At 69.4% G+C, this 15,203-nt stretch carries 14 protein-coding genes; 9 read left to right on the forward strand and 5 right to left on the reverse strand.

Features of this window, described 5'->3' with window-relative positions:
* Positions 1-91: 91 nt before the first annotated feature.
* Positions 92-898 (forward strand): arylamine N-acetyltransferase, encoded by an 807-nt coding sequence (locus U5640_RS00435; protein WP_340373798.1) that lies wholly within the window; start codon positions 92-94, stop codon positions 896-898.
* 147 nt (positions 899-1,045) lie between these two features.
* Here U5640_RS00435 and U5640_RS00440 read toward each other — a convergent pair whose 3' ends face one another.
* Entirely contained in the window at positions 1,046-1,951 is a 906-nt protein-coding gene (locus U5640_RS00440) for a LysR family transcriptional regulator (RefSeq protein ID WP_340373799.1), read from the reverse strand.
* Positions 1,952-2,096: 145 nt separating this feature from the next.
* Here U5640_RS00440 and U5640_RS00445 point away from each other — a divergent pair, with 145 nt between their 5' ends.
* Both U5640_RS00445 and dctA read left to right on the forward strand, forming a co-directional pair.
* A complete protein-coding gene (locus tag U5640_RS00445; protein WP_340373800.1) occupies positions 2,097-3,215 on the forward strand; it encodes a PrpF domain-containing protein in 1,119 nt (372 codons plus the stop codon).
* Positions 3,212-4,627 carry a C4-dicarboxylate transporter DctA gene (gene dctA, locus U5640_RS00450; protein WP_340373801.1) on the forward strand — a complete coding sequence of 472 codons (1,416 nt, stop codon included), beginning with the start codon at positions 3,212-3,214 and terminating at the stop codon, positions 4,625-4,627. The genes U5640_RS00445 and dctA overlap by 4 nt, the downstream gene beginning before the upstream one ends.
* 80 nt (positions 4,628-4,707) lie before the next feature.
* On the opposite strand, the gene U5640_RS00455 is transcribed toward dctA, so the two are convergent.
* Both U5640_RS00455 and U5640_RS00460 read right to left on the reverse strand, forming a co-directional pair.
* Positions 4,708-6,135, reverse strand: a complete 1,428-nt coding sequence (locus U5640_RS00455) for a non-reducing end alpha-L-arabinofuranosidase family hydrolase (protein WP_340373802.1) — start codon at positions 6,133-6,135, stop codon at positions 4,708-4,710.
* A 53-nt stretch (positions 6,136-6,188) separates the two neighbouring features.
* Positions 6,189-7,553, reverse strand: coding sequence for a glycoside hydrolase family 43 protein (locus U5640_RS00460; protein ID WP_340373803.1), 1,365 nt, complete (start codon positions 7,551-7,553; stop codon positions 6,189-6,191).
* Positions 7,554-8,085: 532 nt separating this feature from the next.
* On the opposite strand from U5640_RS00460, the gene U5640_RS00465 reads away from it, so the two are divergent.
* From U5640_RS00465 to U5640_RS00485, 5 genes are all read left to right on the forward strand, one after another.
* Entirely contained in the window at positions 8,086-8,688 is a 603-nt protein-coding gene (locus U5640_RS00465; RefSeq protein ID WP_340373804.1) for a TIGR03086 family metal-binding protein, read from the forward strand.
* A gap of 594 nt (positions 8,689-9,282) precedes the next feature.
* Positions 9,283-9,996, forward strand: coding sequence for a DsbA family oxidoreductase (locus U5640_RS00470; RefSeq protein WP_340373805.1), 714 nt, complete (start codon positions 9,283-9,285; stop codon positions 9,994-9,996).
* Between the two features lie 42 nt (positions 9,997-10,038).
* Positions 10,039-10,704, forward strand: a complete 666-nt coding sequence (locus U5640_RS00475; RefSeq protein WP_340373806.1) for an NAD(P)-binding oxidoreductase — start codon at positions 10,039-10,041, stop codon at positions 10,702-10,704.
* A gap of 151 nt (positions 10,705-10,855) precedes the next feature.
* Complete coding sequence (locus tag U5640_RS00480) at positions 10,856-11,227, forward strand: DoxX family protein (RefSeq protein ID WP_133050106.1); 372 nt, start codon at positions 10,856-10,858, stop codon at positions 11,225-11,227.
* 146 nt (positions 11,228-11,373) lie between these two features.
* Positions 11,374-11,907, forward strand: coding sequence for a cupin domain-containing protein (locus tag U5640_RS00485; RefSeq protein WP_340373807.1), 534 nt, complete (start codon positions 11,374-11,376; stop codon positions 11,905-11,907).
* Between the two features lie 899 nt (positions 11,908-12,806).
* Here the strand turns inward: U5640_RS00485 and U5640_RS00490 are convergent.
* On the reverse strand, positions 12,807-13,400 hold the full coding sequence (locus U5640_RS00490; RefSeq protein ID WP_340373808.1) for a TetR family transcriptional regulator: 594 nt from the start codon (positions 13,398-13,400) through the stop codon (positions 12,807-12,809).
* Between the two features lie 114 nt (positions 13,401-13,514).
* Between U5640_RS00490 and U5640_RS00495 the strand changes: the two genes are divergently transcribed.
* Positions 13,515-14,447 (forward strand): oxidoreductase, encoded by a 933-nt coding sequence (locus U5640_RS00495; RefSeq protein WP_340373809.1) that lies wholly within the window; start codon positions 13,515-13,517, stop codon positions 14,445-14,447.
* 276 nt (positions 14,448-14,723) lie between these two features.
* Here U5640_RS00495 and U5640_RS00500 read toward each other — a convergent pair whose 3' ends face one another.
* Positions 14,724-15,203, reverse strand: a complete 480-nt coding sequence (locus U5640_RS00500) for a DUF2231 domain-containing protein (RefSeq protein WP_132888400.1) — start codon at positions 15,201-15,203, stop codon at positions 14,724-14,726.

The following is a 15,203-nucleotide window of genomic DNA, read 5'->3' on the forward strand; positions in this document are numbered from 1 at the left end:
CGCCTGCCTCGGCGGCCGGGGGCGAAGCGCGGCCGCGACGGGTCCTGGGACGTGTTCTCCCCCTCCGACCGCCGACAGGACCCTCACGCACATGGAACCCGAACTCGTCGACGCCTATCTGCGGCGCATAGGCGCCCGCAGGCCGGAGAAGGCCGACGCGGCAGCATTGAAGCACCTTCAGGAGCGCCACGTACTGTCCATTCCGTTCGAAAACCTCTCGTTCCATCTGAACGAGTCCGTACCCTATTCCGTCGAGGCGGTCCACAGGATCGTCCGCGAACGGCGGGGAGGATGCTGCGAGCTGAATTCGGCTTTCGCCCTCCTGCTCCAGGCATTCGGCTACCGGGTCGCCTTCCTGGGTGGACGCATCCACCGGGGGAACCACCTGAGCAGTCAGACCGGCCACTTCGTCCTCAGGGTGGAGACCGATGAACCGTCCGGGGCCGGGCCGTGGCTGGTCGACGTCGCGCAGGGCAGCCACAGCCGGTGGCCCTTGCGCCTGGACCTGCGGACACCGCAGGAAGACCCGCACGGAACCTACCTGTTTTCCGACGCACCCGAAGGCGACATCGACCTCGCGCTCGACGGCGTGCCGCTCTATCGGCTGGAGACCAGGCCCCGCGACATCGCCTTCTTCTTTCCCGTCCTCTGGTGGTACCGGACCGCTCCCGATTCCCCGTTCGCGAACAAAATCCTGTGCGTCCGTCGCCTGGAGGACGGAAAGGTGGCGCTGACCGCGACGGGACGCGTAGTCGTCCGGGAAAGGAAGGGGCAGGAAACCGTCAGGCAGAGGATCACCGGCGAGGAGGAACTGCGAGAAGTGCTGCGGACCTGGTTCGGCATCCACGTGGACCGACTGCCGGAACTCGCCGGACGGCCCGCCCCGCAACCCGTCTGAACACAGCGCCCCCGTCGTCCTCCACCGGCGGCGTATCCGTCAGGGGCCGTGGCCGCCGCCACGGCCCCTGATCGTGCGTCAGCCGTCGTCCGCGTCGCGGATACGGGTGAGCGCGACGGTCGACCGACCGGTGGGCGTGGCCCGGTGTCAGGGTTTCCGGGTGGTCACGGCGTCGCGGAGGAGGCCGGCGAAGGTCAGTGCGGCCGGGGTGAGCGAGTGGCCTGCCATGCGTACCAGGAGGATGCGGCGGACGGGGGCCGGCGGCTGCAGGGGCAGGACGCTGACGCCGGGTCGGATGCCCTCCAGGGCCAGGGTGGGGGCGAGGGCGACGCCGATACCGGCGGCGACCATGGCCTGGGCCTCCTGGTAGTCGTGGGCCTCGTAGGCGATGTGGGGCTCGAAGCCGACGGCGCGACAGCCGCGCACGAGCGCCTCGGCCACCGGGTGGTGGTCCGCCCGGGTGATCCAGGGGTCACGTGCGAAGTCGGCGAGCGAGGCGGTGTCACGGCCGGCGAGCGGGTGGTGGTCGCCGACGAGGAGAGCCGGCGGGTCGTCGAGGAGGGGGGTGACGACGATGTCCTCCCGGTCGATCCGGCTCCAGTCGTAGTCCCACATCAGCGACATCTCGATCTCCCGGTTCTCCAGCATCGTCCACAGTCCGGCGATGCGTGCGCTGCGCACGGTCAGCCGTACGCCGGGGTGGGCGTCGCGGAAGGCGATCACGGCGTGCGGGAGGAGCGAGGCGCCGACGGTGGGGAAGGTGCCGATGCGCAGGGTGCCCGCGCGCAGGCCGGCGTGGTCGGCGAGTTCGTTCTCCGCGGCCCGCAGTTCGCGTTCGATCCGCTGGCCCCGTTCGGCCAGGGCCCGTCCGGCGTCGGTGAGGGTGACACCCCGGGCGTGGCGTTCGAGCAGGGGTTGTCCTGCCTCCGCTTCCAGGCGGCTGATCTGCTGCGATACCGCTGACGGTGTGTAGTTGAGGGCGCGGGCGGTCGCTGTCACCGAGCCGCGCCGGGCGACCTCCGTGAACAGCAGGATGCGCCGGACGTCGAGCATGCCGCTGCCTCCAGCGTTCACTTGCTCTTAAGGGCCATACACATTTCCGAGATTGTACTTCACGCTGTCGTAACCCACCGTGGAGGACACCACGCACGGCGAGACCGCGGGTGGATTCCCCTTCCCTGTCTGTGAGGAGTCGGTTGTGCTGCGTCTGCAGGGCGAGATGATCCGCGGAGGAACCAGCAAGTGCTGGATCTTCGACCACCGCGACGTGGCCGCCACGGGTGTGGACGTCGACGCCCTCCTGCTCGCCGCCTTCAACGCCGCCGACCCCCGTCAGATCGACGGCGTCGGCGGCGCGTCCTCCACCACCTCCAAGGCCGCCGTCGTACAGGCGTCGACCCGGGCCGGCGTCGATGTCGAGTACGCCTTCGCGCAGGTGGGAATCGGCGACGAGCGCGTGGAATGGGCCAGCAACTGCGGCAACTGCGCCACCGCCGTGGCCCTGTACGCCGTCCACCACGATCTCGTGCCGATCGCGTCGGACACCACCACCGTCCGGATGCTCAACGTCAACACCGGGGCCCGCCTCACCGGCACGATCCCCACCCCCGCGGGCGTGGCCCCCGAGGAGGGCACGGCCCTGGTCCCGGGTACCTCGGCACGGGGCGTTCCCGTCCTGCTGGGATTCCAGGACCCGGCGGGCTCGACGACCGGCCGTGCCCTGCCGACCGGCCGGACACTGGACGAGCTGACCGGCCCGGACGGTGTCGTCGAGGCGTCCCTCGTGGACGCGGGCGCTCCGGCCGCCCTGTTCGAGGCCAAGGCGTTCGGCCTCGACGGCACCGAGTCCCTCAGCGCGTTCGCCGCCGCTGTGCCCGCGCTGACACTGCTGCGCCGCCGGGCGGCGCTGGCCATGGGCCTGGCCCGCGAGGGCGACCCGGTCAGCCACGCGGTGCCCAAGGTGGGCATCGTCGCCCGGCCTGCCTCCTATCGCACCACACAGGGCGTGCTCGTCACCCAGGACGAGTACGACCTGGCCGTGCGCATGGTCTCCATGCACGCCCCGCACCCGGCGATCGGCCTGACCTCCGCCGTGGCCCTGGCCGCGGCCGCCGCCACCCCCGGCACCCTCGCCCACCGCGTCGCCCGGCAGACCGCCGACGGCACGCTGCGCCTGGGCACTCCCGCCGGCGTGATCACCACGCAAGGCGTCCCCGCACCGGACGGCGCGTCCCCCACGGTGGTCCTGCACCGCGCCGCCCGGCGTATCGCCCGAGCCGAACTCCTCGTTCCCGTCCTGGAAGGACGCCCCGCATGAGCCGCAACGACGCCGCCCCGGGTACCGTCACCGCACCGCCGGGCCGCATCCGCCGGATGCTGTCCCACCTCTACGTACAGTGCCTGATCGCCGTCCTCCTCGGCGCCCTCGTGGGCACGCTGTGGCCGCACGTCGGCGCCGAACTCAAGCCGCTCGGCGACGGCTTCATCGCGCTGGTGAAGATGCTCATCGCGCCGATCATCTTCTGCACGGTCGTCCACGGCATCGCCTCCATGGGCGACGCCCGCACGGTCGGCCGGGTCAGCCTCAAGGCCCTGGTCTACTTCGAGGTGCTGACCACCCTGGCCATGGTGATCGGCCTGGTCGTCGTCAACGTCGTCGCACCGGGCGACGGTCTGCACGTCGATGTCGCGAGCCTGTCCACCAAGGGTCTGCCGGCGGAGGCGACCACGGCCCACGAGGGCTTCGCCGAGTTCGTCCTCGCCGTCATCCCGGCCACCCTGATAAGCGCCCTGACCGGCAACGAGATCCTGCCGGTGCTGCTGGTGTCGGTGCTGTTCGGCTTCGGCCTGCACGCCACCGGGGAGGCCGGCCTGGGCATCGCCCGGGGCATCGAGAAGTTCTCGGCGGTCCTGTTCACGCTCATCCGCTGGATCATGCGGCTCGCTCCCGTCGGCGCCTTCGGCTCGATGGCGTTCACCATCGGCAACTACGGGCTGGGCACCCTGCGCCACCTGGCCCTGCTGGTCGGTTCGTTCTGGCTGACCGCCCTCTTCTTCGTCCTGGTCGTCCTCGGCACCGTGATGCGCCTGAACGGGCTGCGGCTGCTGCTCTTCCTGCGCTACATCAAGGAAGAACTGCTCATCGTCCTGGGCACGTCCTCCACCGAGCCCGTCCTGCCGCGCATGATGGCCAAGCTCGAGCACGCCGGCGCCTCCAGGCCCGTCGTCGGCATCACGCTCCCCGCCGGGTACTCCTTCAACCTCGACGGCACCGCCATCTACCTGACCATGGGCTCGGTCTTCCTCGCCCAGGCCCTCGGCATCGACCTCTCCCTCACCCAGCAGTTGTCCATGCTCGCCGTCATGCTGCTCACCTCCAAGGGCGCGGCCGGTGTCACCGGCTCCGGGTTCATCGCCCTGGCGGCCACCCTCAGCGCGATCCCGCACGTCCCCGTCGCCGCCCTCGCGCTGATCTTCGGCATCGACCGGTTCATGTCCGAAGCCCGTGCCCTGACCAGCCTGGTCGGCAACGGCGTCGCCACCCTGGCCGTCGCCCGGTGGGAGGGCGAGCTGGACGAGGGCCGCGCGAAGGCGGTCCTGAGCGGAGCGATCCCCTACATCTCCGCCCCCACCTCCCTCGCGGTGACAGCCGAGCCCGGTCCGCACCACACGCCGTCCCCCGAGGCCCTGCCCGAACCACCCCGCGCGTCGGTTCCCGCCGCAGGCTGACACCGCGTGGGCGGGCCGGCCCGGAGCAGACGCTCCCGGCCGGCCCGCCCGCGTCCCGGTCTTCGGTGCGGGAGGGCGGGTCAGCGCTGCAGGGTGAGGACGCCGGGCCGGTACGGCAGTTGCTCGTAGGGGGTGGTCGACGGTGTGCTGGGGGACTTGCCCTGGTAGAGGAACTGCAGGTTGCAGGGGTCGATGGTCATGGTCTGGTCGGGGTTGTTGCGGACCAGGTCACCGTGGCTGATGTCGTTGGTCCAGGTGGCACCGCTGTTGGCCTTGCCCGCGAAGGGGTTGCTCTCGGTGGCCGCCTGCGGGGTCCACGTACCGTTCAGGCTGGAGGCCGTGAACGAGCGGAAGTAGCGCACCTCGTTCGCGGTCTTCGCCTCGACGATCATGAGGTACTGGTTCTGGCCCTGGACCTTGTAGACCTGCGGCGCCTCGAACAGGTTGTTCGTCGTGTCGCTCATGACCGTCGTGTACGAGGAGCCGAAGCTGCCCGGGAAGTTCCCGATCGGCATGCTCGCGCGGTAGATCTTGCCGTTGTCGCCGGCGAAGAACAGGTAGATGTTCTGGTCGTCGGCGATCAGGGTCTGGTCGATCGGGCCGGTGCCGGAACCGGTGATGCTGCCGGTGAACAGCGGCTGCGGCGCGGACCAGCCGTTGGGGTTGGTGGGGTCGCTGGACGTGCGGTAGATGAAGGGCCACGCACCCCACTGGTACGCCAGCACCCAGATGTTCTTGGGCGCGAAGTAGAACAGGGTGGGCGCCACCGCGGACTGGCTCATGCCGGTCTGGGTGGCCGAGGCCATGTCCGACCAGTTGGTGAAGGGGCTGAACGCCATCGAACCCCACGACCCGGACGAGGTCGGATAGTTCGTCCCGTAGACCAGGTGCTTGCCGTTGTACGTCACGGTGGTGAAGTCCTTCAGGGAGACCCAGCCGCTCGCCGGCTGCGCCAGGGCTCCCGTCGAGGTCCACCGGTACGTCGACGGAAGGGAACACGTGGTGCCCGTCCCGGACAGGCCGGTCCACTTCTGGTTGCCGGCGCCGTTGCAGGCCGCGATCTCCACCGCGGTGCCGTTGGCCGTACCGGCGCCCGTCACGGCCAGGCACAGCCCGGACTCCACGCCGACCACGGTGCCGTCGGTGTTGACCCGCCACTGCTGGTTCGTACCGCCGTTGCAGGCCCAGATCGCCACCTTGGTACCGGCCGTGGTGGCGTGGCCCGGCACGTCCAGGCACTTGTTGCCGTACACGGTGAGCTGGTTGCTGTCCGTCAGCGTCCACTGCTGGTTGGTCCCGCTCCAGCAGTCCCAGATCTGCAGGTTGGTCCCGTCGGTCTGGCTGGCGCCCGGCACATCGAGACACCGGCCGGAACCGACGCCGCGCAGGGCGCCGCTGGTGGCTGCCTGAGCCGGCTGGGCGACGAGCATCGCGCCCAGGGAGGCCAGGGCCGCGGTCGTGGCGGCGGCCACGGACAGGTGTCTGCGGCTGAACGTTCTTCTGCGCATGGAACCTCGTTTTCCTGGTAGGCGGATCTGATGGGCGAGCGTCAGGGGGCAGGTCAGGCCCAGGGGCTGACCACCGTGAAGGAGCTGTCGGCGCGGAACGTGTCGGTGTTCTGACCGGTGTCCACGCGCAGTGCGTAGTTGTAGTGGCGCACGTAGCGGCCGGGGTAGTTGTACGACTCCAGGCGGACGGAACCGGGGGCGGTGCCCGGACGGGCGCAGTAGGTGGCGTCCTTGTCGAAGACGTCGGTGCCGTTGTCCGCGTCGAAGCGGATCCGGAAGTCCCAGTGGCGCATGTAGCGGCCGCCGGAGTCACGGAAGGAGTAGCAGGCGGCGTCGGCGAGGCCGGGCACGATCGTCAGGGTGGCGCTCTGCTTGACGGCGGTGCTGCTGGAGGAGCTCACCGGGTCGATGTAGCCGAGGCTGTCGGAGCGCACCGCGGCGTACCGGTCGGGGTAGTTGACCGAACGCAGCGACCGGGTGGTGCCGGTGGGCAGCGCGACACCGTCGGGCACCGTCTCCTTCAGCACGGTGGCGTGGCGTATGAAGCCGGAGAGCGCGGGCACTTCGGCGGGTGTGGACCAGGTGGCGAAGTTGTCGAAGCTGTCGCTGTACCAGTACTTCCCGGCCCGGTAGCCGTCGAAGTAGATGCGCCAGCCTCCGTTGTCGAGCTGGACCAGGGCCGGGCCCTCGACCCAGCTGCCGAATCCGGCCCAGTCGCCCGTCTTCCGCAAGGTGTACGGGCCGGTGAGGCTGGAGGCGGTGGCGTACTCGATGTACTTCGTCGTCTCGTTCTTGGTGAACGCGTGGTACGTGGAGCCGACCTTGACGATGAAGGTGTCGATGTTGTTCGGGCCGATGCCGGCCAGTTGGACGGGTGCGGACCAGGTGGTCAGCGCGGAGTCGGTGGCCGTGATCCTGTAGGCGGTGAAGTGGGTGGCGGTGCTCGCCGCGGTCAGAGACATGACGACGTTGACGCTGCCGTCGGTGTCGACGAACCACTCGGGCGCCCAGGTGCGGGTCAGTCCGCTGATCGGGACCGTGTAGTCGTAGAGGAACGTCCAGTTGACCCGATCGGCGCTGCGGGCGAAACCGATCGTGTTGCCGGTCCAGTTGGTGGTGTAGGTGAGGTAGTAGAAGCCGTCGGTGTGCCTGAAGACGCTGGGGTCCCGGATCAGCCCGGACGGCGGGGTGTAGGCGGGACCTTTCTGCAGGGTGAAGGCGGTAGCGTCCGGCGAGTCGTACACGTACAGGTTCGACTCACTGCTGTTGGTGAACGCGGTCATCGTGTACCGGGTGACCTGCCCGGGCGCTGGAGCGGAGGAGGCGGCCGAGGCGGTGCCCTGAAGGGAGGGGACACCCAGCAGGACCAGCAACAGCGGGCCCAGCAAGGCGAGCAGAGCTCTTACGGTCTTCTTCACATCTTCCTCCAGGCGCCCGGCCAGTCCACTTGGCCGATCACCGTGACGGGACGCTTTTGTTCGAAATCACGAACTCTGTGCGGGACTTCGAGCAGAAGATAAGTTTGTGCCGTGGTCGCGTCAACATTTCCGACGAGTACGGTTCCGGCGCGTTCCCCTCCGTCCCCCACCAGGGAAAAGACCGCGGGCGTCGCTCTTGACTTCCGTACGGAGTGCCCTTTACGTTCAGCGCCGACCCTGTCCCCGGCCATGCAACCCGCTTTCGGAATACCGGCGTTCGCGGTGCGAGAACCGTCGCGCGCCGCGACGAGACCGTCCGCCGCTTGGCCGAGCCCGGCCTCACCGTTCTCGTGGGCACGCTTCCTGCCTGTGCCGCGCAAGGACACTCGTGACGATCCTTCATCCCGTCGCGACTGGTACTGGCGGTCCTGCCGTCGCAGCGGGCACTGGTTCTCCTGTCGCCACGGGTCGAGAGGGGACGCATGACAACAACCTGCATCACGGTGACGGCACCACGACGGGGAGCTCGGCGATGAGCGAGGGCACGATCTCCATCGGTCGGGACGTCCTGGACGCCTCCCACGAAGCACTGCGTACGGCGGTCCGCGCCGTCCCCGCCGACGGCTGGCACCTGCCGACGCCCTGCGCCGCCTGGGACGTCACCCAGGTCCTCCAGCACGCCGTCGGCGACCAGATCGGCTACGCCGCCGCGCTGACCGGCGAACCCGGCCCCGACTTCAACCCGTTCACCCCGTCGGGCGAGATGGAGGGGGTGGCCCCCCAGGCGTTCCTGGAGGACGCCCTGGCACGCGCGGCGAAGGCGTGGGCGGGGGCCGACCGGGACGCCGCCGAGGTGCCCGTGCCGGTGCCGCCGCACAAGCTGTCCCCATGGTCCGGCTCGGCGGCGTGCGGGCCGGACGCAGCGGTCCACGCCTGGGACATCTCCGTGGCCACAGGCCGGCCGTCACCGCTCACGCCCGGGCTGGCCCGCCCCCTCCTCAAGGTCGCCCGGGAGATCGTCGAGCCGCTGCGCCCCCGCGCGTACACCGCCGCCCTGACCCCCGAGCAGTGCGACGACGACGTGGCGGTCCTCCTGCGTTACCTCGGCCGCGACCCCTGCTGGAGCGCCTCGTAGGAGTCCTTCGGGAAGCCGGGATCTTGCAGGCGAGGGTCATCGTGCATGGCGTACCAGTTTTCCCAGCGGGTCCGTAGGCGGCGAAGACCGCGGAGCAAGGGCCTTCCCGATAACGAAGGACGTTCGGACCGGGCCGGTGATGTTCGTGCTCACGGCGTGCCGCGGTGGACTCAGGACGCGGCCAGGCGACGCCGGGTTGGGTGGACGGGCCGACAGTCTGCCAACGCCGCAGGAGAAGGCCGCGGCGACCCACGATCTCGCAGTCGAGGACCAGGTCGCCCCGCGCGTGGCCACCGACTTCCTGTGCAGACCGACCGGTGGCGCCAGGCCTACGAGGCCGAGCCGGTTTCCGGGCGAACCTGCGAGTGCTGCTGCGGGGCGAGCAGCCGTGCCGCGCCGATCGCGGCGCGAGGGCGATGCCGCCCGCTGGCGGAGCCCCACCGCCGCCGCGCCGCCCGAACTGCCGGTGACCTCCATGACGCACATTCCTCTCCGGCACGAACACCCATGTGCCTTTTGTATCGGCTTCCACACTGACCCATCATGGCGCTACGAACAAAACGTAGGAGTCCAGCGCAGGCATGGGAGCGCGTCTTGAAGATCGAGATCTGGGCCGAGGTCACCTGCCCCTGGTGCGGACTGGGCAGCCACCGTCTGGACCGGGCGGTGGAGCGGTTCGAGCACGGCGACGAGGTGGAGGTCGTCCACCACTCGTTCCCGCTGAGCAGCTCCTTCCCCGTGGATGAGACGTTCAGCGTCCGTGACGCGCTGCTGCGCCGGCACGGCATGGGCGGCTCCCAGGCCGAGGCGTCCACCCGTCGGATCGAGGCGCTGGCCGAGGCCGAGGGACTCACCCCCTACCGGGTGCTGGACAACCTGGTCGCCAACACCGACCTGGCGCACGAGTTCCTCGCCCACGCCTCCGCCGAGGGCAAGAACCGCGAAGCCTGGGACGCGATCTTCCGCGCCTACTTCGGCCAGGCCCGCCCCGTCTTCAGCATGGACGACCTGCTCGACCTGGGCCAGGAGATCGCCCTGGACCGCGAGGGCACCCGCCGGGCGCTCACCGAGCACCGCCACCGGCGCCACGTCCGCGACGATGCCGCCCGCGCCCAGCGCCTGGGCGCCACCGGCGCGCCCTTCATCGTCGTCGACGGCACGTACGGCATCCCCGGCGCCCAGGACAGCGACGGCCTTCTCGACGTGCTGCGCACGGCCTGGAACGCATCCCACCCACTCACCCCCGCGACCGGCGCCGACGCTGCGGTCTGCGGCCCCGACGGCTGCGCCGTACCGGCCCACAGCTGACCCCCACCGGTCACTCCCCTGCCCGAAAGGCGTTTGATCACCATGAGTAGCCTCCTGGTCCTCGGCGGCAGCGGCCGCACCGGCATCCACGTCCTGAAGCAGGCCGCCGAGCGTGGCCACCACGTCCGGGCCCTCGTCCGCAACCCCGACGCCGTCCAGGCCCCGACCGGCGTCGAACTGATCCAGGGCACGCCGGCGAACATCGACGACATCCGCAAGGCCGCCGAGGGAACGGAGGCGGTGCTCGGCGCCCTCAACAACGCCCGCGCCTCCGACAACCCCTGGGCCAAACCGGTCAGCCCGCCCATGTTCATGACCGACGCCACCCGCAACACCCTGACCGTGATGAAGGAGGAGGGCATCAACCGGATCGTCCTGACTTCCACGATGGGCGCCGGAGACGACTGGGCGCGGCTCAACCCGCTGCTCAGGGCGCTCTTCAAGATGTCGAACCTCAAGGCAGGCTTCGCGGACCACACCGGCGTCGACCAGGTCATCCGCGCCTCGTCCGGCATCGACTGGACCCTGGCACGCGCCGTCACCCTGACCGACAAGCCCGGCGGTGGCCCCGTACGGGCCGCCGAGGCCGGCACCGAAAAGCCCGGCGCCCGGATCAACCGCGCCGACCTCGCCCGGTTCCTCGTCCAGACGATCGAGGACGACACCTGGATCCGCAAGGCCCCCCTCGTCTGGAACACACGAGGATGACCCGCCCCATGATCCACACCCACCTCATGCGCAACAGCTGTCCGACCTACAACGACATCGCGTTCAACGAGCGCCCGCGCGTCGTGTTCGACAAGCAGTCCGCTCCGCCGCGTCCCCTCCCTTGCTCTCTCCCCGAAAGACTCCACCCCTGATGAACATCTTCCTGTGGATAGTGCAGGCCGTACTGGCCGTCATGTTCGCCATGGCCGGTGTCATGAAAACCACCCAGCCCAAGGACAAGCTCGTCGAGAAGCTGCCCTGGGTGGCCGACTTCTCAGCCGGCACCGTCCGCTTCATCGGCATCGTGGAATTCGCCGGCGCTCTCGGGCTGATCCTGCCCGCGGCAACCGGTATCGCCACCGTGCTGACACCGCTGGCCGCCGTCGGCCTCGGTATCACAATGCTGCTGGCCGCGACGTACCACGCCCGCAAGAAGGAATTCCCCGCGATCGGCCTCAACGCCGTGCTGCTGATCCTTGCCGTACTGGTGGCCTGGGGACGCTTCGGCCCGTACAGCCTCTGAAGCCGCCATCCGCTCCGATTCCCATGTACGGGGGGCCGGTTCGTCACAGATCACCGGGCCCCATCCCCCCACTGCTCACTTCTCCGCCCTGACCGCCCCACCGGCGATGTACAAGTGGTCGAATCACGAGAAAAGGAGTTCCAAAGATGAATGCAGAGCAGACCAATTCCGATCGATCCTCGAAGAAGGCTCGATTCATCAAACTTGGACCAGGCGAGGGTCTGGAAACTCGCGTCAACATCGCACCGCTGTACTTGCTCAAAGCGGGGGCCGCCCATACCGACGGCCAGTACTCAGTCCTTGAGGTCTCGGTGAACCACGAGCTCCCGCTCCACATCCACGACACCGCCGACGAACTCTTCTTCCTGCTGGAAGGCACGCTACGGGTGACCTTTGACGACGAGCAGCATGAGGTCGGCCCGGGTAGCTTTATGTTCCTGCCTGCAGGGATTCCCCATGCGGTGAAGCCGGTAGGGGAGACCGTGCCGCGTCTTCTGCAGATCTCGGTTCCCGGAGGTTTCGAGCACTTCATCGAAGATATGGTTGAGCTTCAAGCCAAGGGTAAGGCGATGGACTTGAATTCGGAGGAGTTCCGAGAGTTCGCGCGTAAGCACGACTGGACCTTGATCGGGTCGGCTGGAAGCGCTGATCCCAACACCGACGAACCGCAGGCTTCGTAGCTGCTCCGGAATCCGGCGAGGGTTCCGCAGCTTGGCGCGGGTCCGGGCGAGATCACTGGTCAGCGGGTTCCGGCGGGACCAGTGGCTTCGTATGAAGGCGATCGGTCCGGGCTCGGTGCAGGCCGGTAACAAAGCAGGCACGGCGCCGGTGATCATGTGGTTGTCGAGATCCATGAGTACCGAGCGAGACCGTGCCTGCCCCCGCATCGTCTCCCATGCCCTGCGTGCTGGACCGACTGACCCGCGCCGAAGCCGCCGCGCCCGTCGCCGATACCGTGCGACTGCACCACTACCTGGCCCCTCGTACCAGACCCGAGGGGTCGCCGGGGCCGCTTGTACCTACCCGCTGGCCCCGCTGCTGTCGGCCGCCGCGGCGAGCATCCTGGCCGGTGCACGGTCGCTGACCGCGATCGGTGAATGGCTCGCCGACGCTCCGCGCCGGGCGTTGTGAGTCCTGGGCTTCGCGCCCGACCCGCTGACCGACCGGATCCCGGTGCCGCACCCGGGCACCGTGCGCCGGCTGCTGGCCCGTCTGGACGGTGATGCGCCGGACGCCGCGATCGGCTCCTTCCCCACTGCCCGGAATACCCCCACCTCCGCGGGCGGGCTGCGGCCGATCGCTTGGACGGCAAGACCGTACACGGCTCGCGCACCACCACCTCCCCGGCCATCGCCCTGCTGGCCGCCATGACCCACACCGGGGGCGTCCTCGCCCAGCGCCAGGTCGCCGACAGGAGCAACGAGACCCCCCGCCTTCGCCCCGCTGCCCGCCGGCGTCGCCCCGGAAGAGGTGCGCGCGAACCGTGCGTGAAGGAGCTGTGGATCCCGCCCGCAGCCGGGTTTTTTCTGCGCGTTGACCAGTCGCCCTGTGACGGGCCGACATGCAGTTCGGGAGTCGGTCAGCCCGCATCGACCCCGAGTTCGATCACCGGTCCAACCAGGGCAAGTGCCTGATCGACGACCTCGTCCAGGCTTTCGCTGCCGTCGCTGTCCACCCAGCGGCGCAGGGCGGCCTGGAAGGCCGTCAGGGCGACGCCGGCAGCGACGGCAGGACGCAGGTCGACGTCCGGGTCCAGTCCGGCACGCAGGGCGAGGATGCCGGTCATCTCGGCCTGCCACTGGGACTGCCGCTCCAGGAAGCGGGCCAGAAGGGCCGGGGTGTGGAGGATCAGCCTGCTCACGCGCAGCGTCTTGGCCGGATTGCCGACGCTCATCGAGGTGAACGCCGACAGGGCACGACGCAACGCCACCGCGGGCGGCTCGTCGGCGGGCCGGGCGTTCAGCTCCGCGCACAGCCTCACGCCGGCTTCCGCCAGCATGTGCACGATCACGTCTTCCTTGGAATCGAAGTAGCGCGAGAACGTACGGCGCGACATGCCCACGGCTGCCACGATCTGGTCGACCGTCGTCTCTTCGAATCCCTGGTCGGCCAGCAGCTTGACCGCGGCCTCCGCCAGTTCGCTGCGCACGAGCTGGCGCTTGCGCTCCGCCATGGTGGCCGCCGGGGCCGTCTCTGTATCTCCCACGACACCGATGCTGGTCCGAGCCGGACGAGTCCCGCCAGGCCCTGGTTGACACACTGGGTCATTGACGGCAGCCTGGGTCTCATGTCAGACAGCAAATGGACCGCATCCCGCATCCCCGACCTGACGGCCCGGACCTTCGTCGTCACCGGAGCCAACAGCGGCCTCGGCCTGGCCACCACCCGCCACCTGGCGCGGCACGGTGCGCACGTCGTCATGGCCGTACGCGACGAGGCCAAGGGCCGCCGGGCCGCCGCCGACATCCGCGCCGCCGATCCCGACGCAAGCCTTGAGATCCGCCGTCTCGACCTCGCCGATCTGGACTCGGTCAAGGCGTTCGCCGCCCGCGCACACGTCGACGGCCTGCAGGTCGACGTCCTGATCAACAACGCGGGTGTCATGACGCCACCCCGAACGCTGAGCCCCCAGGGCCACGAGTCACAGTTCGCCGGTAACCACCTCGGCCACTTCGCCCTCACCGGCCTGCTCATGGACCTGCTGCGGCAGGGTCGTGACCCGCGTGTGGTGACCGTCAGCTCGATCGGGCATCACGGCGGGCAGATCCACTTCGACGACCTCTCCGGCGCCCGGAACTACCAGCGCGTGAAGTACTACGACCAGTCGAAGTTCGCCAACGTCCTCTTCGGCCTGGAACTCGACCGCAGGCTCCGCGCGGCCGACAGCCCGGTACGCAGCCTGCTCGCCCACCCCGGGATCACGGCCACCAACCTCCAGCGCACGGGCCCGACCGGCCTGTTCCGGGTGGGAGGCGCCCTCGTCAACCGGCTGTTCGCCCAGGACGTCGAGATCGGCGCGCTTCCCCAACTGCACGCCGCGACGGCACCGGACGTCGAGGGCGGGCAGTTCTTCGGCCCCGACGGCTGGAAGGAGTTGCGCGGACATCCCACGGTCGTCCGCCCCGACCCTGCGGCGGAGGACCCTGACACCGCACGCCGCCTGTGGGTGCTGTCCGAGGAGCTGACCGGTGTGGCCTACGCACCCGCCCCTTCGGCATGACCCGAGGCCGTCTTCGGCCCGCATACAGCTGCAGCGGCATACAGCTGCAGCGGTGAGCGAGTGCCCGGAGGAGCGCGTGCTGCCGCGCATCAGCCTCACGGCTCCGGACGGCCCGCTACGGGAAGAAGGCGATCCAGGAGGGACTGCTCCAGCTCGACCAGGACGGCTTCACTGCCCGGCCACAGGGCTCGGAAGAGCACGCCACAGGACCAGCCGGCCATGCACGGCGGTAAGCGGCGCCGAACTGCCTGACCGCGACCGAAGCCCGACGGCGCGTCAGAGCACGCCGGTCCAGACCAGCTTGGCGCCCGAGTCGCCGGCCAGGTACGAGTAGACGAGATTGAGGCCGGAGAGGCCCACCACGACGACAACGAGCGCCGCAGGCGCCCAGCGTGGCATACGGGCTCCGCGCTTCGAGCGAACCTGCAGCAACAACAGAATGGTCGTTATACCGAGTCCCAGACTGAGAAGCTGCAACGTGTCGGCGTAGTCCGCGTGTTGCGCCACCTTGTGCAGCACGCTGCTCGGGTAGTGCTTCTCGGTGACCACTTCCTGCAGGCTTTCACCGGACTCCCGGGCGACGATCGCCATGAGAGGAGTCACCACCGCGAGCACCCACACCACCCAGCCCAACTGGGGGCGGAACCGGGGCAGCATGGCGTATCCAGCAGCGCCCAGCGCCAGCAACGGGATGAGCACTACCGCCGCGTGCACCGCAAGCGGGTGCAGGGGGAGACCCATGAATTCTTTGAACAC

The sequence above is a fragment of the Streptomyces sp. SS7 genome (genome assembly GCF_037993025.1).
Taxonomy (GTDB): Bacteria; Actinomycetota; Actinomycetes; order Streptomycetales; family Streptomycetaceae; genus Streptomyces.